We start from the raw sequence: 26,438 nt of genomic DNA on the forward strand, positions 1-26,438 counted from the left end.
GCGTGCGAGTATGCGCGCCGCCGTGTACGAGCAGTTCCAGATCCGCCCCGAGCTCCGCACGGTCCCGGACCCGGTGCCCATCCCGGACGGCGTGGTGCTGGAGGTCGGCGCGACCGGCGTGTGCCGCAGCGACTGGCACGGCTGGATGGGCCACGACCCCGACATCCGCCTGCCGCACGTGCCCGGTCACGAGATCGCGGGGACGGTCGTCGCGGTCGGCGCGGACGTCCGCTCGTGGCGGCCCGGGGACCGCGTGACGCTGCCGTTCGTGGCCGGCTGCGGCCGCTGCGCGGAGTGCCGCGCCGGGCACCAGCAGGTGTGCGAACGGCAGTTCCAGCCGGGATTCACGCACTGGGGATCGTTCGCGCCGTTCGTGGGCATCCACTACGCCGAGCAGAACCTGGTGCGCCTGCCGGACAGCCTGGATTTCGTGACGGCCGCCAGCCTGGGCTGCCGCTTCGCCACGTCGTTCCGGGCGGTGGCGCAGCAGGGCCGCGTGCGGGGCGGCGAGTGGCTGGCCGTGCACGGCTGCGGCGGCGTGGGCCTGTCCGCCGTGATGATCGGCCGGGCGCTGGGGGCGCGCGTGATCGCGGTGGACATCGACGACGCGAAACTGACCCGCGCGCGCGAGCTGGGCGCGGAGGTCACCGTGAACAGCCGCCTCGTGCCCGACCCCGTGCAGGCCGTGCTGGATCACACGGGGGGCGGCGCGCACGTGTCGCTGGACGCGCTGGGGCACCCGCAGACGGCGTTCAACTCGGTGGCGAACCTGCGCCGCCGCGGACGGCACGTGCAGGTGGGCCTGCTGCTGGGCGACCAGAGCCGCCCGGCCCTGCCGATGGACGCCGTGATCGCCCGTGAACTGGAGCTCTACGGCAGTCACGGCATGGCCGCCCACACCTACCCCGAGATGCTGGGCCTGATCGAGTCCGGGCAGTTGCGCCCCGCCGAGCTGATCGGCGCGCGCCTCACGCTGGCCGAGGGGATCGAGGCGCTGGTGACCATGGACCGCTTCGCCGGGACGGGCGTGAGCGTCATCGACCGCTTCTGACAGCCCACTGTTGTCAGAGGTCCTCTGCGCCGCTGGCCGGGGCGAGGTTCAGGCGGTACAGGTACGCGTCGGGGCCGCCGCGCGCGCCGTAGCGGGTCAGGAGGGCCTGCAGGTCGCGTTGCAGGGCCTTGGCTTCGTCGCGGGTGAGGTGCAGGACGCCCCAGTTGGCGGTCAGGACCGGGGCGTCGTCGTGCAGCAGGTCGAGCAGGTCGAAGCTTCCGGCGCGGGGCGTGATGTCCATCAGGGTGCCGCCGGGCGTGGTGTACAGGCGCACGGCGATGTCCTCCTCGCGCTGCACGAGCGGCAGGCCCGCCTGCACGACCGCGCGGTGAAAGACCGCGTTGAAGGTGTCCTCGTGCAGGCCGATCAGGTCCTCCAGACTGCCCAGGCCCGTGCGGTGGTAGGGGATCAGGAACGCGTCGGAGACGGCGCGGTAGTGCTGCACGGGGCGGCCCCGGCGGGGTTCGGCGCGCGTGACGGCCAGCCCGGCGCGTTTCAGTCGGGTGAGGCGGTGGTGCGTGGCGTTCAGGGGGCGGTGCAGGTGCCGGGCGAGTTCGGTGGCGGTCCACTCGCGGGTCATCAGCAGGGCCAGGAGGTGCGAGTAGTCGGGGTGCAGGACGAGCCGCACGCCACCCGGCTCGTCCAGGCGCGTCCAGGTTCGCGGCATGCGCGCAGCGTACCGCGCCCGCGCTGGGTCTACTCGACGTTCTGTCTTGCAGGTCGAGTAGAGGCGTGGGCACCCTGAGGCATGACCACTCCCATGCCGACCCTGAGTGCAGAGCAGCAGCGTGTGCAGGCGACCGTGCAGGCCCTGATGCACCCGGACACCGCCCGCGACCCGCACCCCACGTACGAGGCGATCCGCGGGCTTGACCCGTCGGGCGTGGTCAGTCCGGTCGGGTGGGGCGCGGCGTTCGCCACGTCGCACGCACTGAACAGCGCGGTGCTGCGCTCCCCGGCGGCGCGCAGCGGGGCGATCATCTCGCAGGTGCCCGCCGACACGGCCAGCCTGCGGCTGCTGCAACCCATGATGCTGTTCCACAACGGCGTGTCGCACGCGCGGCTGCGGGGACTGGTGCAGGCCGCGTTCACGCCGCGCGTCGTCGCCGAGCAGCGCGACCTGATCCGCGCGCAGGTGAACACCCTGCTGGACGCCCTGCCCACGGACCGGGAGGTGGACCTGGTGGCCGGACTGGCCGCGCCGCTGCCCGCGCGCGTGATCATGCACATGCTGGGCCTGCGCGGCGAGGACGAGGCGAAATTCATCCGCTGGACGCAGAGCGTCGCCGACCTGCTCGCCGGGGAAACCGGCAGCCCCGAACTGATGGCCCGCCTGGAAGCGGACGCGCAGGAGATGCGCGGGTACTTCCGCACGCTGGCGGACGACCTGCGCGCCCACCCGCAACCGGGCCTCCTGAGCGCCCTGGCCGCCGCTGAGGACGGTGGGGAACGCCTCAGCAGCGACGAACTCCTCGCGAACGCCGTCCTGCTGCTCGCGGCGGGGCACGAGACGACCAGCAACCTCATCCCCGGCGCACTGCTCGAACTGCACCGCCAGCCGGACGCCTGGGCGGCCCTGGTCGCCCGCCCGGACCACCCGAACGTCCCCGACGAACTGCTGCGCGTCGTGTCGCCCGTGCAGCTCGACGGGCGCACCCTGGCCGACACCGTCACGCTGCCCACCAGCGGAGGCCAGACGGTCACACTGAACGCGGGTACGCACGTGCAGACCATGCTGGCCGCCGCGAACCGCGACCCCGACGTCTTCCCCCACCCGGACCGCCTCGACTGGGACCGACCGAACAGCGCCCGGCACCTCGCCTTCGCGGCGGGCGCGCACTACTGCCTGGGCGCGCCCCTCGCCCGCCTGGAAATCGCGGAGGTCTTCGCCGCCCTCGCCACCCGCTTCCCCGCCCTGCGCGTCACCGACCCGCACCCCCCGTTCAAGGCGAACCTCGTCCTGCGCGGCCCGAAAGAACTGCGCGTCCAGCTGGGCTGACGCAGCCCCTTACCTCTGCGCGAGGAACGCCCGCAGTTCCCGCAGGACCAGCCGGGGCTCGTCGAAGTGCGGGTAGTGCCCGCTCCCGGCCGCCACCACGTGACGGCTGCGGGTGGAGGCGGCGGCCAGTTCCGCCTGCAGGGCCGCCCACTCGCGCGTGAATACCTCGGCCTGCGCGGGCGTGAACGGGTCACGCTCGTCGAGGGTGAGGTGCTCCGGGAGGAACGGCTGCCCGCGCGAGACGACCAGCAGCGGCAGATCCGCCAGGGCCCCCGTGACCTCGCGGCTCCCGGTGAACACCCGGGGGAAGTCCCAGCGTTCCGGGTGCCCCTCGCGGATCTCCTGCTCCAGTTCACGCTGCGCCGCCCGCTGGCCCGGCGTGCGGACCGCGTCCAGCCGCCGCGCCTGACCTGGGTGGGAACTGTCGAGCAGGACCAGTCCCGCCACCCGCGCCGGGTCGCGCCGCGCGAACTCGAACGCGACGAGCCCGCCCAGCGAGTGCCCCAGCAGCACGACCGGGCCGGACACGCAGGCCGCGAGCACCGCCTCCAGTTCCACTACGGCGTCGTCCAGACCCCTGGGGCCAGCCGGGGGCGCGCTGCTTCCCTGCCCCGCCCGGTCGTAGGCGAGCACGCCGGTCAGGTCGTTCACGCCCGTCCCCAGGAAGACGGGCTCGCGCATCATCCCGGCCAGGTGGGGATCGTCCTGCGCCGTGAACCACGAGGAGGCGGGGACGCCCATGCCGCTCAGGAGCACCAGCGTGGGCCGCCCGGCGGCGGGTGCCGCGAGGGCGTGCGTCTGCACCGCTCCGGTCGGCGTGGAGATCACGTGGGTTCGGGTCATGCGGCGCAGCGTACCCCCCACCGCTCGGGACTGAGCCATCCGGCGGATGCTCCCCTGACGGCCCGTCCGTACGCTGGGGCATGACGGACGCAGGGAACGGCAGCGGTCAGGGCGGCGCGCACGCGGGGATCGGCACGTACTACGCGCAGGACCGTGAGCATGACCGCCTGAGCCGCGGGCTGGGCCTGATCGAGTTCACCCGGACGCTGGAACTGCTGGGCCTGCTGCTGCCGCCCTGCCCGGCCGTGATCGCGGACATCGGCGCGGGGACCGGCGTGTACGCGCGGGAACTGCTGACCGCCGGGTACGAGGTGCACGCCCTGGACGCCATGCCGGGGCACGTGGCGCGGTTGCGGGTGGACCCGACCCTGGACCGCCTGGGGTCCGTGGCGCTGGGCGACGCCCGCACGCTGCCCTACCCGGACGGCAGTGTGGACGCGGCGCTGCTGCTGGGGCCGCTGTACCACCTGACCGACCCGCGCGACCGGGCCCGCGCGCTGGCGGAGGCGGCGCGCGTCCTGCGGCCCGGCGGGGTGGTGCTGGCCGCCGCGATCACCCGCGCCGCCGACATCGCCGGGGACTTCACGAAAGAGGACAGCGCGCTGGACGAGGCGTACGCCCGGCCCATCCGCGAGCACACGTACCGCACCGGCGTGCACCGCAACCCCGAACAGCGGCGCGGGCACTTCACGGACGCGTACTTCCACCACCCCCACGAACTGGCCGGGGAACTGACGGGCGCGGGCTTCCGGGACGTGAGCGTGTACGCCGTCGAGGGCCCCGCCGCGCTGCTGCGCGACCCGGACGCCGCCATGCGCGACCCGGAGCGGCGCGAGGGCATCCTGCGCGCCCTGCGCCTGACCGAACGCGACCCGGCGCTGCTGGGCATCAGCCCGCACCTGCTGGCCGCCGGAGTGCGGGGGGAGTGAGGGGCGAGGTGAAAGCCTGTCTTGGGGGCCGGGTGGGCATCTGTGGCGGCGCCGCGCGGACGCACCTGACAGGATGGCGGCATGATCTGCTCCGCGAGGTGTGCCGCATGAACCGAATCGTCACGACCCTGCTGCTGCTGACCGGCGCGGCGCTGGCTGCCGACCTGCGCGTGTACCCCACGTTCGCGGAGGTGCGTCAGCCTCTCACGGCCGCGCCCGTGGCGTTCGAGTGGGCGCAGTGGCGCTGGATTCAGCCGGACAGTCTGAGCGTGCTGGGGGCGGCGCCCGTGCCGTTCTCGGTGCAGCCCACGGAACTGGAGTGGCTGCGCGCGCAGGAGGGACAGCCCGTGACGTGGCGGCCCGCCGGTCAGCCGCCGCAGGCCGCGACGCTGGAACGCGCCGGTGACCTGCTGCTTCGCCTGGAGGGCGGCGGGTTCGTTCACGCGGCCCTGGCTGACCTGTCGTTCGGGTCGCGTCCGCCGGAGCGGGGCGGCGTGACGTTCCGCTCAGAGGGGCCCCTCCCGGCGGGCGCGCAGCTGAGTTACCGCACGGCGGCGCTGTCGTGGGCGCCCCGCTACGAGTTGCGGGTGGGGCAGGCCGTGACGCTGGCGGCGCTGGCGCAGATCACGAACCGCAGCGATCAGGTGTTCACGGCCGGGCGGGCCGACCTGTTCGGCGGCACCGTGCGGCAGAGTGCAGGGGCAATCGGCACGGTCATGAGCGAGCAACAGTCCGCCTCTCCCATGGCGGTGGCCGTCATCCCCGGCATCGCAGGCTCAGTGCCCCTGGCGAACAGCATCGTCAACGTGGGCGAGGTGCGTGGGCTGCAACGCTACGCGCTGCCGGGCGGCCTGACGGTCGGGCGGGGAGAACGGCGAACCGTGCCGTTCCTGAACCCGCAGGTGAGTGCGTTCACGCCCTACGGCAGCGTGCAGTCATACCTGAACGGGGCGGGATCGTCGGGGCAGGTGAACCGGAGGTACAAGTTCACGCCGTCCCTGTCGCTGCCCGCCGGGGTGGTGGATGTGAGGGAGGGTGACCTGCTGATCGGCAGTGTCACCCTGCCTGCCGCTCAGGCGGGCGCGCCGGTCGATCTGGATCTGGGGGGGGACCCGGACCTGCGGTACGTGAAGCGCGTACAGCGCCTCTCTCTGGAGAAGGGCTCGTCTGGGCAGGTGCTCAGCGTGACGTGGCAGGTGACGTACACGTTCACGAGCCGCAAGAGCGCGGGGCTGCGCGTGACCGTGCGGGAGCAGGTGTACGGGCGCAGCGTGGTGGTAGACGGTGGGGCGGTGCAGGCCGGGCAGGTCACTGTGACGCGGACGGCGCAGGTGCCCGCACAGGGGCAGGCAACGTTGACCTTCCGGGTCAAGACGCTGAATTGACCGGGGCCACCTCGATCCAGAACACGCCGCCCAGCCCGGTGCGGGGGGCGAGGTGCATGGTGCTGCCGTCCACATGCAGTCGCGCGGGGAGCTCCGGGCCGGGGGCGTAGGCGCTGAGCAGCCCGTAGTGCTGTTCGCGGGCGCTGAATTCGAAGCCGATGACAGGCAGGCCCGCGCTGAACAGGCGGTCCAGGTGTGCGGTCAGGGGGGCGTGCAGGTGCAGGCCCCAGCGTCCACGGGCGCGCAGGGGCAGGTGCTGCCCAGCCAGGTAGGCGTTCAGGCCGCTCAGCCACGCCCATGGCCACGTGGCGCGCGGTCCCTGCGGGAGCGGCAGCCGGAACGCGCCCTGCGCGACGGCCAGTTCCTCGGCCAGGGCGTCCCGGTCGGGCAGGGGCACGCCCAGTGGCGCGGCGTGGTGGCGCAGCAGGCACGCGGCACTCAGGGCGCCGCAGCCGACCAGTCCGCCGCGCCACACGGCCTGATTCCCGTCCCGCTGCGGCAGGGGACCGGGGAACGCGCGCCAGTCGGGAGCCATGGGGTCAGGGTAGCGGGCGGGCAGGCCAGTTGGCGCAGGTGAAGTCTTGATGCTCGTGTCACGCTGGACGGATGAACACCGAGCCGCTGAAGCCGCATTCCAGGGAGTGGTACGCGCGGCTGGCGCGTGAGCTGGGCGGGTACCGTCACCCGTGGGCGCGGGTGCTGGACGGCCCGGATCCGGAGTTGACCTTCGATGCGCTGCTCACGGAGCGGCTGGGGCCGGGTGTGCGGGTGCCAGCGGTCAGGGTACTGGAGGCCGGGTGCGGGCACGGACCGGACGCGGCGCGCTTCGCATCCGGGGTGGGGCGCTGGGCCGCGTTCGACATGGTGCCGGAACTGGTGGCGCAGGCGCGTGTGAACGCCCCGCACGCGGACATTCACGAGTGGAACGCGAAGGGCGAGGTGCCCCCCGGACTGCGGGGCCCGTTCGACCTGATCGTGTCGCGCCGGGGGCCGACGTCGGTAATCCTGCGCCTGCCGGAACTCGCGGCGCCGGGCGCAGAGTTTTTATACGTCGGGCCGCGCCTGGACGTCCCGCAGGTGCCCGGTCGGCTGGCGGCGGTGGGCTGGGAGGTGCGGGGCGAGTGGCGGATCAGCGTGAGGGCGCGCGTGCCCACGCGGGCGGACTGGGTGACCCGTTGCGAGTGGATGAACGCGCCGGAGCGCCTCCCCGAATGGGACGTGCACGCGGGGCCGGACGGCCTCCCCTACCGCGAGGAACGCTACGTGGTGCTGGCCTCGAATCTCTCGTAGCGCGCCCCGGTGAATGAGAGGCCGTGCGCGGGGACGTTCGCGCCCGCCTGGGACCGCTGCCGCGAGTGGAGGATGTCACCGGCCTGCGCGGGGGTCAGGCGGCCCTGCCCGGCCAGCAGCAGCGTGCCGACCAGTCCGCGGACCATGTGCCGCAGGAAGCTCTCGCCGTGCACGTGGATCTCCCAGATCAGTGGGCCGGGCTGCACGCGCAGCACCCGCAGTTCGCGCACCGTCTGGCGGTCCTCCTGCGTGGCGAACGCCGCGAAGTCGTGCGTACCGGTCAGGGCGGCGGCGGCGGCGTTCATGGCGTCCGCGTCCAGCGGATGGGGGACGTGCAGGGCGCGCCCGTGCCACAGCGGGTGCCGCTGCGGGGCGGCCAGCAGGCGGTACACGTACTGCCGTTCGGTGCAGGAGAAGCGCGCGTGGAACCCGGCGGGCGCTTCGGCGGCGTGCAGGACCGCCACGGTGGGCGGCAGGTGGGCGTTCAGCGCGCGGGCGAGTTTCGCGGTGGGCACCCGGAAGGTGTCGGGGACGTCCACGTGGGCGGGCATGGCTTCGGCGTGCACGCCGGCGTCGGTGCGGCCTGCCGCGACCGGGCGGAACGCCGCCGTGTTCAATGCCGTGAACGCGGCGTGGAGGGTGTCCTGCACGCTCGGCAGGCCCGGCTGGGACTGCCACCCGGCGAAGGGCGCGCCGTCCCACGCGACGGTCAGGTGCAGGCGGCGGTGCCCGGCGGGCGGCTGGTAGTCCGGTCGCGGGTCGGCAGGCTCGGTCATGCCCCCACAGGGTAGCGCAGGCTTTCTCACGGCCCGGGCGGGGGCGGGCGGGTATGCTGCGCGCCAATGGGCGTGCGGATGTGGGGCGGGGCGAGCTGGGGCCGGGCGGCGCTGCTGGGCGCGGTGCTGACGGCAGGACTGACGGGCGTGGCGGGCGCCGGGTCGTACCGCGTGAAGGCCGGGGATACCCTGAGCGGGATCGCCGTGCGGACGGGCGTCAGCGTGGCGGCCCTGCGGACCGCGAATCCACGCCTGAAGTCCTCGGATGCCGTGCAGGCCGGGTGGGAGCTGACGGTTCCCACCTCCGCCCCGCGCGCCACTGCGCCCGTGAAGGCAGGGACGTACACCGTCCGGGCCGGGGACACCCTGAGTGGCATCGCCGTGCGGACGGGCGTCAGCGTGGCGAGCCTGCGGGCCGCGAATCCACGCCTGAAGTCCTCGGATGCCGTGCAGGCCGGGTGGGTGCTGACGGTCCCCACCTCCTCCGCCCCGCGGGCCGCTGCGCCCGTGAAGGCGGGGACGTACACCGTGAAGGACGGCGAGAACCTCACGGTGATCGCGCGCCGCTTCGGCCTGAGCGTCACGCAACTCGTGAACGCCAACCCGCAGTACCGGGGTGGAAAGGCGGTGTGGGCGGGCGCGCCGCTGGTCATCCCGCCGCGCACCGCGACGGCCTCACGCGCGGTGACCGTCCGGGCCACCGGCACCCGCGTGGGCCGCTGGGCATGGCCGCTGCCGGGGTACCACGCGATCAGCAGCGATTACGGCGAGCGCGTGCTGGACGAGGGACCCGAGATGCACTACGGCGTGGACATCGTCGCGCCGCACGGCACGCCGGTCCTGGCCGCCCGGTCAGGCCGCGTACTGGAATCCCGCGCGGACTTCGAGCGGGGCTGGGGCTGGACGGTCGTGCTGGAACATCCGGACGGCTGGATCACCCGCTACGCGCACCTGAGCGCCACGCTCGTGAAACCCGGGGAGCTGGTCATGCAGGGGCAGCCGGTCGGGCGGGTGGGGAACACGGGCCGCAGCACGGGCACGCACCTGCACTTCGGCACGTACCTCCGCTGGGATCCGCGCGACCCGCTGAGTCTGTACTGATGCCCTGCGGTGAGCCGAAGGCGAACCCGACCGGCGGGAGTCACAGGCAAGACCGGCATTCAGGAGATGGACGGGACTCTGGTGCTCTTCCAGAGGTCCGGGAGTCGGATGAATCCGGTCAGGGGGACACCTGATGCAGGTCCACTACGCCGAGGGGAAGGGCGAGGAGGCCCGCGCGGCCCTGCATGCCTTCCTGGACGCCCTGCCGGGCCGGCCGGGGTTCCTGGGCGCGGAATTGCTCCTCTCCCCCGCGCAGCCGGAGTTGACGCTGGTGGCGAGCCGCTGGGCGGACGAGGTGCCGCCCGTGCCGCTGCCGGACGGCGTGCGCGCCTGGGTGTTCCAGGTGCAGGCGAACCGCTGACCACGGTTGCCCTTGCATTCCGATGCCCCTCGCTTTACGATGCCCCTACCACCAGCATCGCCAAGCGAGGTCACCCGTGCGTGACCCCGGAAGGAGCCCCATGGACGCCCAGCAACTCAAAGGTCACCTCGACCTCCTCCTCCTCGCCACCCTGGAACGCGGCCCCCGCTACGGCGGCCAGATCATCGCCGACGTCCAGGCAAGTACGGGCGGCTACTTCAGCATGCGCGAAGGCACCCTCTACCCCGCCCTGCACCGCCTCGAAAAACAGGGCTTCATCCAGGGCGAATTCCAGACCCTCCCGCGCGGCGGCAGCCCCGTCAAGGTCTACACCCTTACCCCCACCGGCAAGACCGAACTGACCGCCCAGCGCGACAAATACGACCGTTTCACCCGCGCCGTGCGCGGCGTCATCGGCGGCCCGGCATGACCCGCGACCAGTTCATCCGCCACGCCACCCGCGGCCTCTGGGGCACCCGCAAGCGCGACGCGGCCCTGGAACTGCGCGGCGCCATTGAGGACAAGATCTACCGCCATCAGCTGTGCGGCCTGGATGCGGCCGACGCCGAACGGGCTGCCCTGCGCGACCTGGGCAGCCCCCACGCCATCGCCCGCGACCTGAACCGCGTCCACACCGCCCCAGCCGCCATCCGGGCCACCCTCCTGCTGGGGGTCGCCGGGCTGCTGAGCTTCCAGGCCGCCGCGCAGATCCCGGCGGTCGGATCGGCGTTCATGCCCAACGACGTGGACATCCGGCAGTGCGATTTCGTGACCGGGCAGGCCATGGCCGACCAGTCACCCGCCACGCGCGCCCGCATGGACCGGCTGCTGGCACAGGTGGGCGGGATGGCGGGCCTGCGCGAGCAGTGCCGGGCAGGCGCGTTCGCCACTCTGGGCCCCCTGCTGAACGTCGCCGACCTGCTGACCGCCCTGAAAGCCGCGCAGGTTCCCGTGAACGCCGACGCCTCGGCCAGCAGCGCCCTGCTGCTCAAAGGCGGCCCGAACGGCAGCGTTCCCCAGATCTCTTTCCAGACCGAGACCATCGGCGGCCAGCGGTACCTGCCCGGCATGTTCCTCATCGCCTTCCTGCAGACCGTCACCACCCAGCCGTTCACCCTGACCGGCCAGACCAACCCGGTGCTGACCATCGGCTCGGCCCGCGTTCCCATCGGCTCGGCCCGCGCCCCGGTGCAGACCGTGGACGTCCTGGCCCACGGCCTGAGTGCCGCCCGCCACACAGATACCTCACTGCCCTTGCCCGTGACGACGATCCCCATGACGACCACTCAGCCCATCGATCCCGCCGCGCCACAACTGGCCGTACCCGGCAAGGACGGGGAGGTCTTCGCGGTCGTGCAGAACATCCTGCGGATCAACGAGGATCGCCGGGGCGCGGACGCACCGGAGACACTGTGGGTGCGCGTCCGGCAGAACGGCCGGATCGCGTTCACGGACGAACTGACCCCCACTATCCGGCTGGTGAACTCGCAGGCGGAACTCGATCAGGCCACCGCGCGGGGTGTGAAGGCGGCGGTGGTGTACCGCGTGACCACCGCGAACCTCCAACGCCCGGTGATGACCGTCGTTCCAGCGGCGCAGGTCAAGGTGGTGACACGCCCATGAACCAGTCCGACCTCTTCATCCGCCACGCCACGCGCGGCCTGTGGGGCACCAGGAAACGCGACGCCGCCCTGGAGTTGCGCGGCGCCATCGAGGACAAGATCTACCGCCACCAGCTGTGCGGCCTGAGTGCTGCCGACGCCGAACGGGCCGCGCTGCGCGATCTGGGCAGCCCCCACGCCATCGCCCGTGACCTGAACCGCGTGCATACTGCGCCGACTGCCCTGCGGGCGACCCTCCTGCTGGGCGTGGTAGGCCTGCTGGGCGTACAGGCCGTCGCGCAGATCCCGGCGGTCGGATCGGCGTTCCGGACGCAGGATCTTCAGGAGTGCCGTGTCCTCAGCCCGGAGGAGGTCGCCAGTCTGCCCCCCGGGGCGCTGGCGCGCCTCCAGCGCGTGTACGCCCAGTACGGAGGGCCAGAAGGCCTGAACGCTCAGTGCAAGAAGGGAGCCTTTCTCTTCCCACTTCTGAACGTCACGGATCTGCTGGCCGCCATGACAGCCGCGAAGGTGCCGGTGTACGCTGCTCCCTCGCCGATCAGTACCAGTGCGCTGGTGCTCAAGGGAAGTCCAGACGGCAATCCACAAATCTCCTATATGACAGAGCTGGTCAATGGTCAGCGGTACGTGCCCAGCCGCGTGCTGATAGGCTTCGTCCGCTCCGTGACGGCCCAGCCGTTCACCCTCACCGGATTGACCAATCCGGTGCTGACCATTGGCGCGGCCCGCATTCCGGTCGGCACCGCGCAGGCCCCGGTGCGTACGGTGGACATCCTGGGTGCAGGGCTGGCGGACGCGCGCCGGACGGACACCTCGCTGCCCCTGCCCGTGAATGTGATGCCTATCGACTCGACGTTCGCGTTCGACCCCGCTGCCCCTCAACTGGCGGTGCCGGGCCAGGACGGCGAGGTCTTCGCGGTGGTGCAGAACATCCGGCGGCTGAATCAGAAGGCCTTCAACGGTGGGGACCAGTCGGAGACGCTGTGGGTCAGGGCGCGGCAGAACGGCCGGATCGCATTCACGGACGAACTGACCCCCAGTATCCGGCTGGTGAACTCGCAGGCGGAACTCGATCAGGCCACTGCGCGGGGCGTGAAGGCGGCGGTGGTGTACCGCGTGGATACCGCGAACCTCCAGCGTCCGGTGCTGACCGTCGTTCCGGCCGCGCAGGTGCGCGTGGCGCAGCCCTGATGGATCTGTTGATTCATTGACTGGGGGACGTGGGCGGCAGCTCACGCTCCCCTTTCCAGCAGGTTACAGCTGCGGGATGTGTGCGGCGAGGTCGCTCATCAGGTCGCGGGCGGTCAGGTCGATGCGGACGGGCGTGACGCTGATCAGTCCGGCCTCGACGGCGCCGTAGTCGGTGTCGGGGTCGTGCGCGTCGGGGGCGGTGCTGGTGCCGGACACCCAGTGGTATTCGCGCCCTTCGGGGTCGTGGCGGGTCAGGAGGGTGTCCTCCCAGCGGTGCTGCCCGACGCGCGTGACGCGCACGCCAGTGGGGGGCTGGGCGGGGAAGTTCACGTTCAGCAGGGTTCGCGGGGGCAGGCCGCGGGTGAGGACGGTCTGGGCGAGTCGGGCGGCGTACGCGGCTCCTGCGGCGAAGTCGTACTCTCCGGCGGGCGTGGCGCGCTGACTGAACGCGATGGCGGGAATGCCGAAGCTCATGCCTTCGATGGCGGCGGCGACGGTGCCCGAGTGTGTGAGGTCGTCCCCGAGGTTCGGGCCGAGGTTGATGCCGCTGACGACCAGGTCGGGTTTCCCGGTCAGGTGGACGCCCATGACGATGCAGTCGGCGGGCGTGCCGTCCACGCGGTACGCGGGGATGTCGCCGAATCCGGCGCTGGCGGTGTGCTTGAAGCGCAGGGGGCGGCGGATGGTGATGCCGTGCCCGACGGCGCTCTGTTCGACGTCGGGGGCGCTGACGATGACGTCCGCGAAGGCGTTCATGGCCTGGGCGAGGGCCTTGATGCCGGGGCTGAAGATGCCGTCGTCGTTCGCGACGAGCACGCGGGGGCGCGGGGAGGTCATGCGGGTCAGGGTAGCGCGCCCCCGGTCAGGGGGGCACGCGGGTGGTGTGGCGATCCGGAATGCCTGGGCGTACGCTGGGGCATGGTGCAGCGGGTCCTGGCGTGCGTGGCGTGCGGGGTGGGGGTGGGTCTGGCGGCGGGTGATTTCCCGGCGCTGGGGCGTGTGGAGCAGGTGCGCGCGCCGGATGGTCGGCCGGTGGTGGTGCAGCGCGTGGCGTGTGCCGCGCCGGACCGGCCGCCGCTGGCGGCGGCGTTGACGCTGGAGGACGCCGGACCGATGCGCTGGCAGGTGGTGCAGCTGGCCACGAACGACGCGGGGGCCGAGGTGCTCAGCGTGGGCCGCAGCCTGCCGCAGATCGCGCCGCACTACCAGCGGTACGTGACGCAGGGGCAGCCGCTGGGGCGCCTGACGTTCTCGGCGCTGCTGGGCACCTGGAAGCTGTTCGGCCTGAAGTTCAGCTGGGAGAACGTCACGTACCGCTGCGCGCTGTCCTGACTGCCGCGGTGGGCGCGGGCGCTAGCATGTGGGCATGACGCTGCACCCGGACCTGAACTTCCCGACCGCGCATGAACTGGACACGCTGAGCCCCGAGGAACTGGCCGGGCGCATGAACGCCCTGTCCGGCACTCTGGGCGCGCGGCTGGGCATCGAGTTCACGGCCGTGTCCCGTGACCGGGTCGTAGCGCGCATGCCGGTGGACGGCAACCGCCAGCCGGCCGGGCGGCTGCATGGTGGGGCGAACCTGGCGCTGGCGGAGGAACTGGCCAGCGTGGGGTCGTGGATGAACCTGGACCCGGCGCGGCAGGTGGCGGTGGGCGTGGACCTGAGCGGCACGCACGTGCGCGGCGTGACGGACGGCTGGGTGACGGGCGAGGGCACCCTGGCGTACCGGGGGCGGACGGTGCTCGTCTGGAGTATCGAGATCCGCGACGAGCGGGGCCGCGTGACGAGCATGGCGCGCTGCACCTGTAACGTGATCTCCCTTGGGGCGTGAACGCCTGATACGAACTCCGATTGAACGGCTTTGTAAGCTATTCAATCCGAGCGGACGCGAGTAGGAGTAAAACGGGTTCCGGGCGTGGAGTTGGCAGATCGGTGGTGTTCCGATCTGTGAACGAAACAGACGGAATCCGTATGAGGGAGGCCCCCGGACATCACGTCGGGGGCCTCCTCGTCTGTGGTGGGCTCAGCCGTTCAGGGCGCGGCTGAAGCTCTGCGCGGCGCGCAGGCGCATGTCCTCGATGGCGGTCCAGTCGGGCAGGCGGCGGCTGAGGGTCTCGTCCGCGACCTGCTGGGGGTTCAGGCGGGTGGAGTGGGCGGGGGCGCCCGCGTCGTCGCAGAAGCCCTGCACCTTGGGGTCGTAGGCGACGCCGGTGAAGGGCGTGTCGCTGGCGGCGGCCAGGATGACCGCGTGCAGGCGGACGCCGATCACGTAGCCGCTCCCGGCGATGGCGTCCAGGGCGACCTGCGGGTCGCGGGTGCTGAGCACGTCGTCCGCGCCGAGGCTGTGGGCCGCCTGGTCGTCGTGGTCGGGCATGAAGCTCAGGGCGGTCACGTGGCGCCCCTCGGCGCGCAGGAGTCGCACGACGTCTTTCAGGGCGTCGGTGGCGTCGGTCACGTCGCCGCGCGGGGCGATGATCACGCGTTTCAGGTCGCGGGTCAGGCCGGGCGTGGGGCTCAGCAGCAGGGCGGGGTCGCCGCCCAGTTCGGCGCGGATGCCCAGGTGGTCCAGGGTGTCGAGGCTGCCGCGGTCGCGGACGATGACGGGCACGCCGCGCAGCGCGCGGGCGACGCGGCGACCCCCATCGGGCGTCAGGGGGCCGATGCTCTGGTTGAACACGACCACGCGGCGCCCCAGCAGTTTCGCGAGGCGGATGACGCCCAGGTAGTACGTGAGGTTGCGGGCGCTGGTCTTGTCCTGCAGCAGGCCGCCGCCGCCGGACAGGACCACCTGCGAGCGCAGGAGCGCGCCGATGAGCGCGGCGGGTTGCATGCGGGCTTCACTCTCGCAGTCATAGGTGCGGGCGGTGTCCTCGGGAGTGTTGGAGAGCAGCAGGGGCCGCGCGCCGTACTTGCGCAGTTCGCGGGTGATGGCCAGTGCGATGGCCTCGTCGCCGGTGTTGCCGAAACCGTAGTAGCCGCTGACGGTGACGTTCATGCGCGCACCTCGCTGGCCCCGCCATACGTGCGCCACAGGTGCAGCGCGGCACGGACGAGCTGAATGGCGATCAGACCGGCGATCAGGCCGATGCCCAGGCCCAGGAAGCAGCGCTGGGCGCTGATCAGCAGTGGCGTGTGGAAGTGGCTGAAGGTGTTCAGGATGCTGGACTGCCCGACGACGCCGCCCAGGATCAGCAGCGCGCCGAAGTACCCGGGGAGCGTGCCGCTCAGGCCCAGGAGGCCCAGGGGGTGCCCGGCCATCTCCTTGAAGCGGGGGCGGACCAGGGTGTCCTGCAGGTCCTGGCGGATCTTCGCCTCGGTGTCGCTGACGCTGGCGCCGGTGGCGTTGCCGCGCCGCAGGAACACCAGCGCGAACACGGCGGCGGCGGCGGCCATGATCAGGATGTCGCCCAGCTTGATGGGCGCGTGGTACACGTCCGCGATGGTCTTGCGCAGGTCCTGTCGGGGCAGGAAGCTCGCGGCGACCAGCAGCAGCGGGAGCAGCAGGGTCAGGCCCACGCCGCGGAAGGGTTCCAGGCCCAGCACGCTGTCCTTGGTGGCGCCCAGCGCGGAGACGAACAGCACGCCGGTCAGGCTCAGTCCGGTCGCGACGAACCAGTCGCTGACGCGCGCTCGGCGCAGCACGAGGCCCAGCGCGGGGAAGGTCACGGCGGCAATCAGCGCCGCGCCGGCAAAGGGGTCGAACTTGTTCATGACCAGGGCCAGCGCGCCGCTCCCGGCGGCGGCCAGCAGTCCCAGCCGGATCAGCGGGAAGCTCAGGCCCAGCAGCAGCAGTGCGGCGACCGGGCCGATCAGGCTCAGGCTGCGCAGCAGGGTGTTCTCGTGGAAGGGTTCGATGACGGGCTGCGTGACCTGTACGCCGGACTTCTTCAGCAGGTCCGTGGTGCGGGTCAGCAGGTCGTTCGTCTCGTTCACGGTGGGGTAGGGGCGGACGTACAGCAGGCGCATGCTGCGTTCCCGCGCGGCGAGGTTGTACTTGCTGGCCAGCGTGATGGGGTCCAGGCGCTGCTGCCAGGCGGGGTTCACGCTGAAGGTCCGGGCGGCGCCGTGCGTGGCGATCAGGGTGTCCAGGCCGCGCTGAGGGGTGGCCTCGATCAGGGCGGGGACGCGGTTGCCCAGGCGGTCGTTGATCTTGGCGAGCAGTTCAGGGGTGCGCGCCCCGATGACTTCCTCGCTGTTGAACAGAATGAAGGGCACGTCGGGCCAGTCCGCGCCGGGTTCGCGGACGGCGTCGTCGGCGTACGGGCGGTAGACCAGCATGAAGCCGCGGGCTTTCAGCTGCTGCATCAGGACCGGGTCGGGCCCGACCGGCAGGAAGGTGGGGTCGGTGGGCCATTCGGTCCAGGTCTGCCCGCCGACCTGCACCTGCCGGGTGGGAATGGTGTACCGGGCGGGCAGCGCCTCGGCCACGCCGGGTTTCAGGGACCGCAGGTAGAAGTTGCGCGGGCTGACGGCGGCGTCGCCAGTCTCGGCGCGCAGATCCGCGCCGCTTTTCAGGTACACCTCGCCGCGCTGCCCGAGGTTCCCGATCACGTCCTCGTAGATGGCGACGCTGTTCACGCCCCTGCGCTGGTACTCGCCCAGCAACTCCAGCGGGTCGCGGCCGAAGCGGCGGGCCTGCGTGACCAGGGCCGGGTAGTCCATGACCAGCGCGGCTGTCTTCTGGGACTGCTCGTAGCTGACCCGGCCGAACGCGAGGATCAGGGCGGGAAGGGCGCTCAGGAGGATCAGGCCCAGCAGCCACGGGGTCAGCGGGTGCCGGGAGGGGGCCGGGACGGTCAGGCCCGGCGAGTTGGGCGGGGTGGGGTGAGCGGGCTGGGTCACAGGGCACATCCTAAAGGCGGGCTGGGGGCGGGGGGCGGACCGCAGGTCGGCGCGGCCGGAACAGCTGAGCATGCCGCGGCGGCCCAGGCGGGGCGTCCGCCAAAAGTGCGCCCCGTCGCTGGGCAGCGGGGCGGGGCGCGGTCAGGTCAGACGGTGGTGCGGATCCGCGCGGCGAGCATGTCCAGCGCGGGTTCGTTCATGCCGCCGTGCGGGATGATCACGTCCGCGTAGCGTTTGGTGGGTTCCACGAAGCTCAGGTGCATGGGGCGCACGTACTCGAGGTACTGCTCGATGACGCTCTCGGGGGTGCGGCCGCGCTCCTGCGTGTCGCGCAGCAGGCGGCGGATGAAGCGTACGTCCGCGTCGGCGTCCACGAAGACCTTCAGGTGCATGCGTTCGCGCAGCGCCTCGTCGTACAGCGCGAAGAAGCCTTCCAGCACCACGACCGGGGCGGGCAGGACGGTGGTGGTGTGCGCGGCGCGGGTGTGGCGCGTGAAGTCGTACTCGGGCATGTCGATCGGCACGCCCGAGAGCAGCGCGTCGATGTGCTGGCGCAGCAGCGTCCAGTCGAACGCGGCGGGGTGATCGTAGTTGGTCTTCAGGCGCGCCTCGAAGGGAATGTCGTCCTGGTTGCGGTAGTAGTTGTCCTGGTTCAGGACGGCCACGCTGCCCTGCCCGACGGTGTCCACGACGCGGCGGGTGACGGTGGTCTTGCCGCTGCCGGACCCGCCGGCCACGCCGATCACGAAGGGGATGCTCACGCCTGCCTCCAGGTGCCGGCACCGCCGAGGCTGCCGATCAGGGCGATGCGCCGCTCGGCCATCTTGCGCGCGACGACGTGGGGGGCCTTGCCGTACTGCTCGGCGGCGGCCGTGATGCGCCCCACCGTCTGGTAGACGCGTTCGGCGGCCTGGTTCATGTCGAGGCCGGTGGCGGCGGCGATCAGGCCCGCGGAGTTGATCGCGAAGTCGGGCATGTACACGATTCCGGCTTCCTTCACGGCGTCCTCGCCGCGGCGGGTCAGGGGGTGGTGTTCACCGCCGGCGATCAGGCGGCACTGCAGGCGGGGCACGTCCACGCTGCGGATCGAGTGGCCGTACCCGCAGGGCGCGAGGATGTCGCACGGCGCGTCCAGCAGCTGGTGGTTGCCGACCACGGTGACGCCGTCGAGGTCCTCGGCGAGCGCCTCGGCGCGTTCCGGGCGGTCGTCGGCGATGGTCAGGCGGGCGCCCTCGCGGTGCAGGTGCGCGGCCAGGGTGCGGCCCACGGCGCCCACGCCGAGAATGGCAACGCGCACGCCGCGCATGCTTTCCGATCCAAGCGCGAAGCGGGCGGCGGCCTTCATGCCGCGGTACACGCCGTAGCCGGTGACGGCGCTGGTGTCGGTGTGCATGCCCAGCGTGGAGTTCGTCTCCTGCGCCACGAACGCGATGTCGGCCGGGCTGACCCCGATGTCCTCGGTGAGGACCACGCGGGCCTCCATGGGCCGCACCTGACGGCCCAGCGCGCGGAACAGCGCTTCGCGCGCGTGCGGGTCGTCCATGCCGCACTCGGGCGTCATCAGGACGCAGGCGCCGCCGCCGTAGTTCAGTCCGGCCAGCGCGGCTTTCAGGGTCAGGCTCTCGGACAGCGCGAGCGCGCCGCGGATGGCGAGTTCCTCGTCCTGTTCGCGCAGGCGTACGCCCGCGATGGCGGGTCCGAGCACGGTGGAATGCACGGCCAGTGCGGCGCGCAGGCCGCTGGGCGCGTGATGAAGCAGCGTCAGGGCCTCGTGGCCGCGCGACTGCATCTCCTCAAGTATCTGCATATCACTCCTGTTGTGGCGCTGAAGCCCGGCGGGCGGGGTCGCCCTCAGCGCGGGGGTCGCCCCGCAGGGTAGCACCCGGCGCGCGGGGCGGGTGACCCCGGCTGAAAGAACGCTGTCAGACGCGGCGGGGCAGGCTTGCATCATGCCCACATGCGCGCAGCACTCGCATGCCCACTGCCGGCGGCGGCCGTGGGAGGAACACCGCGTCACACCATCAGGATGTCGCTTACAATGTGGCGCACAAAGGGGGACATGAATGGATCGGATTGCTCCGCTCGCCAAGATTCTGGCAGAAGCGAACGGGATTGACTGGCAGAAGCTGCAGGGGTCGGGTGCAGGGGGCCAGATTGTCGAACAGGACATTCTGAACTACCTGTCGCGCGTCATGAGTGGCGAGGAGGATCCGCCCAGCACGCCGGTGGACCTGCCGCCGCCCGACTGGAACGGCGAGGAAGTCCCCACGGCCGACATGCTGGGCCGCGCCGGCATGAGCGCCGACATGCTCAGCCGCGCCGGCGTGGACACCGACCTGACGGCCTTCGTGGAACAGACTCGCGCCGCCGTGCCCACCCCGCCGGCCGAGAGCCTCGACGACGACATGGAGTTCGAGCTGGAAGACGAGCCCGAGCAGGAGCCCACACCGGCCCCCGCACCGGAGCCCATGCACGAACCAGCCCCGGTCGCGCCGAGCTTCACCATGCCGGCCGCAGCCGCGCCGGAGCCGGTGGCTCCGCCGGTCGAGTTGCCGGTCACGCCCGAGCCCGCACCGACCCCCGCGCCGGCCGCCAGCTGGAACTGGGGCACGCCCGCCGCTTCCCCCACGGACACCCCGGCCGCGCCCGTCAGTGAACGTGACCCCGAGCCGGTCGCCGCCGCGCCCGAACCGGTGGCTGCGCCAGCCGAGCCGACCCCGACCCCGCCCGCCCCTGCGACGCCCGCTACGGGTGGTCTGGCCTCCGGGCTGGGCAGCCTGCTGTCGCGCCTGTACCAGAAGCCGGCCGAACCGGCCCCCAGCCCGGCGGCGCCCAGTCAGGCGGTTGCGGCCGAAGCCACCCCGCCCACCCCGGTCGCCGAGCCCGTGCAGGACGTGACGCCCGCCGCGCCGGCCGAGGTGGCTGAACCCGCCGCGGCCCAGGCCGAACCGCAGGCGCCCGCCTGGAGTGATGGCCGTCAGGCCGGCGACGCCGCGTGGTCCCAGCCGGCCGAGCCGGAACCGGCCGCCGCCACGGCGGAACCCGAGGCCGAGCCGATGCCCGAGCCGACGGCCCCCGACACCATGCAGCCGGAAACCGACACCGCGCAGCCGGAGGTCGCAGAGCCCGAATCGGCGCAACCCGAAGTGCTGGAGCCCGAACCGGTCGCCGCCGAGGCCGAGCCGGTCCTGGCTGAACCGGAACAACACACGGACATGCCGGTCGACGCGGAGCGTCCTGCGCCCGAAGTCGAGCCGGAGCCGGTCATGGCCGAGCCGGAGCAGCCAGTCGACGCGCCCGCGCCGATGCCAGCCGCACCCGCCGGGAACGCCGTGTGGTTCGGCGCGTACCTGCGCCGTGACGCGAACGTGGCGGCCCTGCACGACCTGCGTGGTCAGGTGACGGCGGCGCTGTCGCGGGACCTGCCGCTGGCGCTGCTGGTGGCCCGCGCCGCCGCGCGTCACGCGGACAGCCTGGGGCTGGGCAGCGTGGCGGTGCACGCCGACGGTGGCGCCCAGGCGGTCGGCAGCGGCAGCCTGCGCGACGCGCTGGACGCCGGTGCGTTTACCGGCACGCCGGACCTGCTGGTCGTGGACGCCGGATCGATGGACCTGGATGACCTGCACTTCCCGCACACGACGACGCTCAGCGTGGGTCGCGTGCAGGATGGCCGCGCGGCGCTGACGCTGAACGGCGACGTGGACGCGGCGCGCGCGGCGCAGTTCCTGGCACAGGTGGCCGGGACGCTGGAGCAGCCGATCCTGCTGGTGCTGTAACCCCTCTGTCGGCCGCGCCTCTCCCCCCCAGGGAGGAGGCGCGGCCTTCTGTCGTGCTGCTGACCGTGTTGTGTCGCCGTGGGCGCGCGGCGCACAATGGCGGGCATGGTGACAGCGATCGTGATGGTGCAGGCCGAGCGGCAGCGCGTGCAGGAGACGGCCGAGGCGCTGGCGGGCGTCCCGAGTGTCCGCGAGGTGTACTCGGTGACGGGCGAATGGGACATCGTGGCGATCCTGAAACTGACGCGCTACGAGGATCTAGACGACGTGGTGACCGGGCACCTACGCAAGGTCGAGGGCATCACGCGCACGCAGACGATGCTGGCGTTCCGGACGTACAACGATTCCCTGCTGGATCAGGGGTTCGGGGTGGGCCTGGACGAGTCGCAGCAGCGTTGAACGGCGGATGAGCGTCGTTTAAGAAACCTTCACGCGCTGGTTGATGCGTGGGGTTTTGTGACCTGTCCCACCTGAGCCCGGGGGGCGGGCGGGTACGTTGCACGCATGCGAAACCAACTGAAGCGCGCGGCCCTGCTGGGCGCGACCCTCCTGACCAGCGCCGCGCTGGGCTCTGCCGCCGCGAAGTCGATCGTGGTGGGCAGCAAACTCGACCCCGAGGCGCAGATCCTCGGGCAGATGATCGTCCTGACCCTCCGGAATGCCGGGCTGGACGTGACCGACAAGACGAACCTGGGGGATACCGGCGTGAACCGCAAGGCGATCCTGGCCGGGGAGATCGACGTGTACCCCGAATACACCGGCAACGCCGTGTACCTGTTCCCGAAGGCGAACATCAGCGCGAAGCAGGCCGGGAACCCCGGCACGATCTACGGGCTGGCGCGGCAGCTGGACAGCAAGAACGGCGTGACGTGGCTCAAGCCCGCGAACGTGAACAACACCTGGGTGATCGCGGTGCCGCAGGCGCTGGCGCAGAGCGCCAAGCTGAGCAGTGTCGCGGACCTCGCGAAGTACGTCAACGGAGGCGGGAAGCTGAAGATGGCGGGCAGCCCGGAGTTCTTCAACCGCCCGGACACCATGCCCGCCTTCGAGGCCGCGTACGGCTTCAAGCTCAGGGCCGATCAGAAGCTGGTGCTGGCCGGGGCGACGCCGCCCCAGACGCAGCAGGCGGCCGCGAACGGCACGAACGGCGTGAACGCCGCGATGGCGTACGGCACGGACGGCACGCTGGCGGCACTGAAGATGGTGGCGCTGAAGGACCCGAAGGGCGCGCAGGCGGTGTACCAGCCGGCCCCGATCATCCGCACGGACACCCTGAAGGCCAACCCGCAGGTCACGGGGCTGCTGAACCGCGTGTTCGCCACGCTGACCCAGGGCACCCTGCAGGGCCTGAACGCGAAGGTGGCACTGGAGGGCCGCACGGCGCAGGACGTGGCGCGCGAGTACCTGAAGGGCAAGGGGCTCCTCAAGTAATGCGCGGGCCGCGCTGGACCAGACGGTGAGCACGGCGCGGACCGGGGTGGGGGCAGGGGCGCAGGCTCCTGCCCCTGCTGCTGCGCGCCGGGACGTGCGGCTGGTGCTGTGGCTCGCGGCCCTGCCGATGCTGGCGGGGGCGTGGCTACCGTGGGTGCTGCTGCGCCCGAACCGGCTGGCGCCCGGCGAGTACCTGCGGCTGCCGCCCGAGTGGGTGGCGCTGACGGCCGCGCTGGCGCTGCTCCCCGCTATCGTCGGGCATTGGCGGCGTGGGCTGGTGTGGCTGCCCGCCACGCTGGCGCTGCTGCTGGGCGTGTGGCTGCTGGGGACCCGCACGGCGGCGGCGCTGGCCGGTCAGGCGGAGTTCGCACGGGCGAGTGCGGCCAGCGGCGTGTGGCTGTACCTGCTGGGGGCGGGCGGCGCGGCCTACGCGGCCGGGCTGGCCCTCCCGGAACGCCGCTGGGTCGCGTGGCTGTGGCTGCCGCCCGCGCTGACGCTGCTGCTGGGCGGGCATCTGGCGGGCTGGTCGGTGCTTGTCGAGGGCCGGAACGAGGGGCCGCGCTGGGTGCAGGAGCTGGCGCAGCACTTACGGCTGGTGGGCAGTGCGCTGGGCCTGTCGGTACTGATCGGGGTGCCGCTGGCGGTGTGGGCGGCGGGTCGCGCGCGGGTGGCGGACGCGGTGCTGGGCGTGGCGAACGCCGTGCAGACGCTGCCCAGCCTCGCCCTGCTGGGCCTGCTGATCGCGCCGCTGTCGGCGCTGGCGAACGCCGTGCCCGCCCTGCGCGAGGCCGGGGTCAGCGGGATCGGCGTGGCCCCGGCGCTGACGGCCATGACGCTGTACGCGCTGCTGCCGGTGCTGCGCAACGGCGTGGTGGCCCTGCGGGGCGTGCCCGCCGGGGTGGTCGACGCGGCGCGCGGGATGGGCATGACGGCCTCGCAGCGCTTCTGGCGGGTGCAGGTGCCGCTGGCGCTGCCGGTGTGGCTGGGCGGGGTGCGGCAGGCGGCGGTGCTGCTGGTGGGCGTGGCGGCGGTCGCCGCGCTGATCGGCGCGGGGGGGCTCGGCACCTACATTTTCAAGGGCCTGCAGAGTGCCGCGTCGGACCTGATCCTGCTGGGGGCCGTTCCGGCGGCGCTGCTGGCCATTCTCGTGGACGGCGCGCTGCGGGCGCTGGAGGGCTGGCTGGGCCGCCGCCTGGGGAGGGCCGCATGATTCAAGTGGAACACCTGGAGAAACGCTACGGGGACAGTATCGCCGTGCAGGACCTTAATCTCACGTTCCCGGAGGGGCAGCTGACGGCGCTGCTGGGTCCGTCGGGCTGCGGGAAGACGACCACGCTGCGGATGATCAACCGCCTGATCGAACCGAGCGGGGGCCGCATTCTGCTGGGCGGCCAGGATACCCGCACGCTGAAGCCGGAGGCGCTGCGGCGCGGCATCGGGTACGTCATCCAGCAGATCGGGCTGTTTCCGCACCTGAGCGTCGCGCAGAACGTGTCGACCGTCCCGGACCTGCTGGGCCGCGACCGCCGCGCGACCGCGCAGCGCGTGGACGAACTGCTGGACCTCGTGGGTCTGGACCCCGCCGTGTACCGCGAGAAACGCCCCGCCGAGCTGTCGGGCGGGCAGGCGCAGCGGGTGGGCGTGGCGCGCGCGCTGGCCGCCGACCCGCCCGTGCTGCTGATGGACGAGCCCTTCGGGGCGCTGGACCCGCTGGCCCGCGACCGCCTGCAGGACGCGTTCCGCGACATCCAGCGGCGATTGGGCAAGACGGTGGTGATGGTCACGCACGACATCGACGAGGCCCTGCGCCTGGGCGACCGGGTGGCGCTGATGCGCGCGGGCCGCCTAGAGCAGTTCGGCACCCCCGACGACCTGATTCACCGCCCCGCGAGCGAGTTCGTGCGGGACTTCCTGGGTGAGGACGCCACGTTGCGTCAGCTGGCCGGGCGGCCCGTGTCGGCGTTCGTCCGCGCGGGTCTCCCCTCGCCGGGTGCGCCGCGCGTGCAGGGGGACCTGAATGCCCGCAGCGCCCTGAGCGTCATGCTGCGCGAGGGTCACGACACGCTGGAGGTCCTGCGCGGCGAGGAGCTGTTGGGGTACGTCGCGTGGCAGGACCTGCGCGGCGAGGGCCACGCGTGACCGCGACCCTGCCCGCCCGCAGGCGCCAGGCGCGTCTGACGTGGGGGGCGCTGCTGTGGCCTGCCCTGCTGCTGCTGTGCCTGCTGCCGGGCGTCCTCCCGGCCCTGATCAACCCGTTGAACCTGGGCGAGGTGGGGGCCTTCGATCCGCCGCTGTGGCGACTGACCCTGACTCATCTGGGACTGGTCGCGCTGTCCGGTGTGGTGGTCCTGGCGCTGGGATTGCCGCTGGCGGTCGCTGTGACCCGCCCCGGCTGGGACGCCCCCCGCCAGCTCGCGGAGACGCTGGTGGGCCTGGGGCAGACGGTCCCGACCTTCGCGATCCTGGCGCTGGCGGTGCCCGCGCTGGGCTTCGGCTGGGCGCCGACGCTGCTGGGCCTGATCGTGTACGGACTGGTGCCGGTCGTCAGCAATGCCATCCTGGGTCTGAGCGGCGTGGACCGGGGCGTGCTGGACGCCGCGCGCGGCATGGGCATGACCGCCTGGCAGCGCCTGTGGCGGGTGGAACTGCCGCTGGCCCGGCCCGTGATCCTGGCGGGCCTGCGGACCAGCGTCGTGTACAACGTGGGCACTGCCACAGTGGGCGCGGCATTAGGCGCAGGTGGGTTGGGTGAACCAATCATTAACGGTCTATCTCAGCAGAACACGTCGCTCGTCCTGTGCGGAGCGCTGCTTTCTGCCCTCCTGGCGCTGACATTGGATGCCTGGTTGAACCTGGTCGAGGGACGGGCGGGACAGATGTCATGACGGCTGCATTCCGCTAGAATGCCCGGCATGCAGCCTCGGCAGCGTTTCCTGAACCGGACTGCACGCTCCCTTTGGCATCTGCCTGCCCTTCTCCAGACTGAATGACGGCCCAGCCCCTGTGCTGGGCCGTTTTGTTGGTGTGTTCTGGGAGCGGAAGGCCGTCGGCCCCACGCCGCCCGTGGGTCGAGTTCAGCGTCAGCCCAACCCGCCTCACGAGGTGACACCTTGAAGCAGACCGCCTTTGAACCCGGTGACCGCGTCGTCCTTCCGCCCTATGGAATCGGGGTGGTGAGCAGCATCTGCCTGCGCCCCGTCGCCGGGGAAGATCACGCCTACTATCAGGTGGACTTCCCGAACACCTCAAGCCGCGCGTTCGTGCCCGTCGCGTCGCCCGACATCGCCGGGATGCGCGCCGCCCTGACCGCGCACGACATGCCGGCCCTGCTGGACTCCCTGAAGACCAGCCGCCTGAACCTGCCCCGCCAGTGGGCGGCCCGTCACCGCCGCGTGACCGAGATCCTCGTCAGCGGCAACCCCTTCGAACTGGCGATCCTGACCTGCGAGTTACGCCGTTGGAACGTCGAGCGGGGCCTTCCCGACCTGGACCGTCAGGCGTTCCGCCGCGCGATCAAGCTGCTGGAGCAGGAGGTCAGCGGCCTGCAAGATGACGGTGCACATGACGTGCAGCAGCTGCTGGTGCATGCCTGGAACGAGACGCCGCAGGCCGTCGCTGCCGACTGAAGCGACAAGGGTGGAGTCGGACCTTGTCCGGCTCTTTTCGCTGCGGCGCAGCAGGTGTCGACAAAAGCGCGTCCCCGACGCTGGAGGCGTCGGGGACGAGGAGAGCAGAGTTGCAGTCAACCCCAGGGGGGCTGATGTGGGAAGAGATGAGGAACCTGTAGAAAGGAGGTGATCCAACCGCACCTTCCGGTACAGTTACCTTGTTACGACTTCACCCC

At 72.0% G+C, this 26,438-nt stretch carries 28 protein-coding genes and 1 rRNA gene; 19 read left to right on the top strand and 10 right to left on the bottom strand.

The annotated features are described in order from the left end of the window. The first annotated feature begins 10 nt into the window (after positions 1-10). Complete coding sequence (locus IEY69_RS17970; RefSeq protein WP_189074521.1) at positions 11-1,051, top strand: zinc-dependent alcohol dehydrogenase family protein; 1,041 nt, start codon at positions 11-13, stop codon at positions 1,049-1,051. A gap of 13 nt (positions 1,052-1,064) precedes the next feature. Here the strand turns inward: IEY69_RS17970 and IEY69_RS17975 are convergent, their stop codons facing one another. Beyond that, entirely contained in the window at positions 1,065-1,718 is a 654-nt protein-coding gene (locus IEY69_RS17975) for a winged helix-turn-helix domain-containing protein (protein WP_189074522.1), read from the bottom strand. 81 nt (positions 1,719-1,799) lie between these two features. On the opposite strand from IEY69_RS17975, the gene IEY69_RS17980 reads away from it, so the two are divergent. After that, a complete protein-coding gene (locus IEY69_RS17980) occupies positions 1,800-3,050 on the top strand; it encodes a cytochrome P450 (protein ID WP_189074523.1) in 1,251 nt (416 codons plus the stop codon). A gap of 9 nt (positions 3,051-3,059) precedes the next feature. On the opposite strand, the gene IEY69_RS17985 is transcribed toward IEY69_RS17980, so the two are convergent. After that, complete coding sequence (locus IEY69_RS17985; RefSeq protein ID WP_189074524.1) at positions 3,060-3,893, bottom strand: alpha/beta fold hydrolase; 834 nt, start codon at positions 3,891-3,893, stop codon at positions 3,060-3,062. 80 nt (positions 3,894-3,973) lie between these two features. On the opposite strand from IEY69_RS17985, the gene IEY69_RS17990 reads away from it, so the two are divergent. Then, positions 3,974-4,822, top strand: a complete 849-nt coding sequence (locus tag IEY69_RS17990) for a class I SAM-dependent methyltransferase (RefSeq protein WP_189074525.1) — start codon at positions 3,974-3,976, stop codon at positions 4,820-4,822. Between the two features lie 107 nt (positions 4,823-4,929). Continuing rightward, complete coding sequence (locus IEY69_RS17995; protein WP_189074526.1) at positions 4,930-6,207, top strand: hypothetical protein; 1,278 nt, start codon at positions 4,930-4,932, stop codon at positions 6,205-6,207. Here IEY69_RS17995 and IEY69_RS18000 read toward each other — a convergent pair. Next, positions 6,191-6,742: a hypothetical protein gene (locus IEY69_RS18000; protein ID WP_189074527.1), complete on the bottom strand. Its 552-nt coding sequence runs from the start codon at positions 6,740-6,742 to the stop codon at positions 6,191-6,193. The two genes, IEY69_RS17995 and IEY69_RS18000, sit on opposite strands and share 17 nt — an antisense overlap. A gap of 71 nt (positions 6,743-6,813) precedes the next feature. Between IEY69_RS18000 and IEY69_RS18005 the strand changes: the two genes are divergently transcribed. Continuing rightward, entirely contained in the window at positions 6,814-7,497 is a 684-nt protein-coding gene (locus tag IEY69_RS18005) for a class I SAM-dependent methyltransferase (RefSeq protein ID WP_189074528.1), read from the top strand. Here the strand turns inward: IEY69_RS18005 and truA are convergent. Beyond that, positions 7,467-8,273, bottom strand: coding sequence for a tRNA pseudouridine(38-40) synthase TruA (truA, locus tag IEY69_RS18010; RefSeq protein WP_189074529.1), 807 nt, complete (start codon positions 8,271-8,273; stop codon positions 7,467-7,469). The two genes, IEY69_RS18005 and truA, sit on opposite strands and share 31 nt — an antisense overlap. A gap of 66 nt (positions 8,274-8,339) precedes the next feature. On the opposite strand from truA, the gene IEY69_RS18015 reads away from it, so the two are divergent. From IEY69_RS18015 to IEY69_RS18035, 5 genes are all read left to right on the top strand, one after another. After that, entirely contained in the window at positions 8,340-9,374 is a 1,035-nt protein-coding gene (locus IEY69_RS18015; protein ID WP_189074530.1) for a LysM peptidoglycan-binding domain-containing protein, read from the top strand. 133 nt (positions 9,375-9,507) lie between these two features. Further along, a complete protein-coding gene (locus tag IEY69_RS18020) occupies positions 9,508-9,735 on the top strand; it encodes an antibiotic biosynthesis monooxygenase family protein (RefSeq protein ID WP_189074531.1) in 228 nt (75 codons plus the stop codon). A 100-nt stretch (positions 9,736-9,835) separates the two neighbouring features. After that, entirely contained in the window at positions 9,836-10,165 is a 330-nt protein-coding gene (locus IEY69_RS18025; RefSeq protein WP_189074532.1) for a PadR family transcriptional regulator, read from the top strand. Next, positions 10,162-11,358, top strand: a complete 1,197-nt coding sequence (locus IEY69_RS18030) for a permease prefix domain 1-containing protein (protein ID WP_189074533.1) — start codon at positions 10,162-10,164, stop codon at positions 11,356-11,358. Before IEY69_RS18025 ends, IEY69_RS18030 begins: the two co-directional genes overlap by 4 nt. Next, positions 11,355-12,545, top strand: a complete 1,191-nt coding sequence (locus IEY69_RS18035; protein WP_189074534.1) for a permease prefix domain 1-containing protein — start codon at positions 11,355-11,357, stop codon at positions 12,543-12,545. The genes IEY69_RS18030 and IEY69_RS18035 overlap by 4 nt, the downstream gene beginning before the upstream one ends. Before the next feature lie 63 nt (positions 12,546-12,608). Here the strand turns inward: IEY69_RS18035 and surE are convergent, their stop codons facing one another. Further along, complete coding sequence (gene surE / locus IEY69_RS18040) at positions 12,609-13,382, bottom strand: 5'/3'-nucleotidase SurE (RefSeq protein WP_189074535.1); 774 nt, start codon at positions 13,380-13,382, stop codon at positions 12,609-12,611. Between the two features lie 81 nt (positions 13,383-13,463). Between surE and IEY69_RS18045 the strand changes: the two genes are divergently transcribed. Both IEY69_RS18045 and IEY69_RS18050 read left to right on the top strand, forming a co-directional pair. After that, complete coding sequence (locus IEY69_RS18045; protein ID WP_189074536.1) at positions 13,464-13,877, top strand: hypothetical protein; 414 nt, start codon at positions 13,464-13,466, stop codon at positions 13,875-13,877. Positions 13,878-13,911: 34 nt separating this feature from the next. Beyond that, on the top strand, positions 13,912-14,376 hold the full coding sequence (locus IEY69_RS18050; RefSeq protein ID WP_189074537.1) for a PaaI family thioesterase: 465 nt from the start codon (positions 13,912-13,914) through the stop codon (positions 14,374-14,376). Positions 14,377-14,568: 192 nt separating this feature from the next. On the opposite strand, the gene csaB is transcribed toward IEY69_RS18050, so the two are convergent. The 4 genes from csaB to IEY69_RS18070 all read right to left on the bottom strand — a co-directional run bounded on the left by csaB (position 14,569) and on the right by IEY69_RS18070 (position 19,194). Then, positions 14,569-15,540, bottom strand: coding sequence for a polysaccharide pyruvyl transferase CsaB (gene csaB, locus IEY69_RS18055; protein WP_189074538.1), 972 nt, complete (start codon positions 15,538-15,540; stop codon positions 14,569-14,571). Then, complete coding sequence (locus IEY69_RS18060) at positions 15,537-17,396, bottom strand: DUF5693 family protein (RefSeq protein WP_373291085.1); 1,860 nt, start codon at positions 17,394-17,396, stop codon at positions 15,537-15,539. Before IEY69_RS18060 ends, csaB begins: the two co-directional genes overlap by 4 nt. Before the next feature lie 137 nt (positions 17,397-17,533). Continuing rightward, a complete protein-coding gene (udk, locus tag IEY69_RS18065; RefSeq protein ID WP_189074539.1) occupies positions 17,534-18,148 on the bottom strand; it encodes a uridine kinase in 615 nt (204 codons plus the stop codon). Next, positions 18,145-19,194, bottom strand: coding sequence for a Glu/Leu/Phe/Val dehydrogenase family protein (locus tag IEY69_RS18070; RefSeq protein WP_189074540.1), 1,050 nt, complete (start codon positions 19,192-19,194; stop codon positions 18,145-18,147). The genes udk and IEY69_RS18070 overlap by 4 nt, the downstream gene beginning before the upstream one ends. A 256-nt stretch (positions 19,195-19,450) precedes the next feature. Here IEY69_RS18070 and IEY69_RS18075 point away from each other — a divergent pair, with 256 nt between their 5' ends. The 7 genes from IEY69_RS18075 (at position 19,451) to IEY69_RS18105 (ending at position 26,220) form a co-directional block, all read left to right on the top strand. Next, positions 19,451-21,163 carry an E3 binding domain-containing protein gene (locus tag IEY69_RS18075; protein WP_189074541.1) on the top strand — a complete coding sequence of 571 codons (1,713 nt, stop codon included), beginning with the start codon at positions 19,451-19,453 and terminating at the stop codon, positions 21,161-21,163. Between the two features lie 105 nt (positions 21,164-21,268). Next, positions 21,269-21,562, top strand: coding sequence for an Lrp/AsnC family transcriptional regulator (locus tag IEY69_RS18080; RefSeq protein ID WP_046843758.1), 294 nt, complete (start codon positions 21,269-21,271; stop codon positions 21,560-21,562). A 105-nt stretch (positions 21,563-21,667) separates the two neighbouring features. Then, on the top strand, positions 21,668-22,594 hold the full coding sequence (locus IEY69_RS18085; protein WP_189074542.1) for a glycine betaine ABC transporter substrate-binding protein: 927 nt from the start codon (positions 21,668-21,670) through the stop codon (positions 22,592-22,594). A gap of 25 nt (positions 22,595-22,619) precedes the next feature. Continuing rightward, positions 22,620-23,804, top strand: coding sequence for an ABC transporter permease (locus IEY69_RS18090; RefSeq protein ID WP_229784097.1), 1,185 nt, complete (start codon positions 22,620-22,622; stop codon positions 23,802-23,804). Further along, positions 23,801-24,733, top strand: a complete 933-nt coding sequence (locus IEY69_RS18095) for an ABC transporter ATP-binding protein (protein ID WP_189074543.1) — start codon at positions 23,801-23,803, stop codon at positions 24,731-24,733. The genes IEY69_RS18090 and IEY69_RS18095 overlap by 4 nt, the downstream gene beginning before the upstream one ends. Continuing rightward, on the top strand, positions 24,730-25,479 hold the full coding sequence (locus IEY69_RS18100; protein ID WP_189074544.1) for an ABC transporter permease: 750 nt from the start codon (positions 24,730-24,732) through the stop codon (positions 25,477-25,479). The genes IEY69_RS18095 and IEY69_RS18100 overlap by 4 nt, the downstream gene beginning before the upstream one ends. A 225-nt stretch (positions 25,480-25,704) precedes the next feature. Continuing rightward, complete coding sequence (locus IEY69_RS18105; protein WP_189074545.1) at positions 25,705-26,220, top strand: CarD family transcriptional regulator; 516 nt, start codon at positions 25,705-25,707, stop codon at positions 26,218-26,220. A 161-nt stretch (positions 26,221-26,381) separates the two neighbouring features. Here IEY69_RS18105 and IEY69_RS18110 read toward each other — a convergent pair. After that, positions 26,382-26,438, bottom strand: a 16S ribosomal RNA gene (locus IEY69_RS18110); the annotation flags it as partial.

The organism is Deinococcus sedimenti (assembly GCF_014648135.1).
Taxonomy (GTDB): Bacteria; Deinococcota; Deinococci; order Deinococcales; family Deinococcaceae; genus Deinococcus; species Deinococcus sedimenti.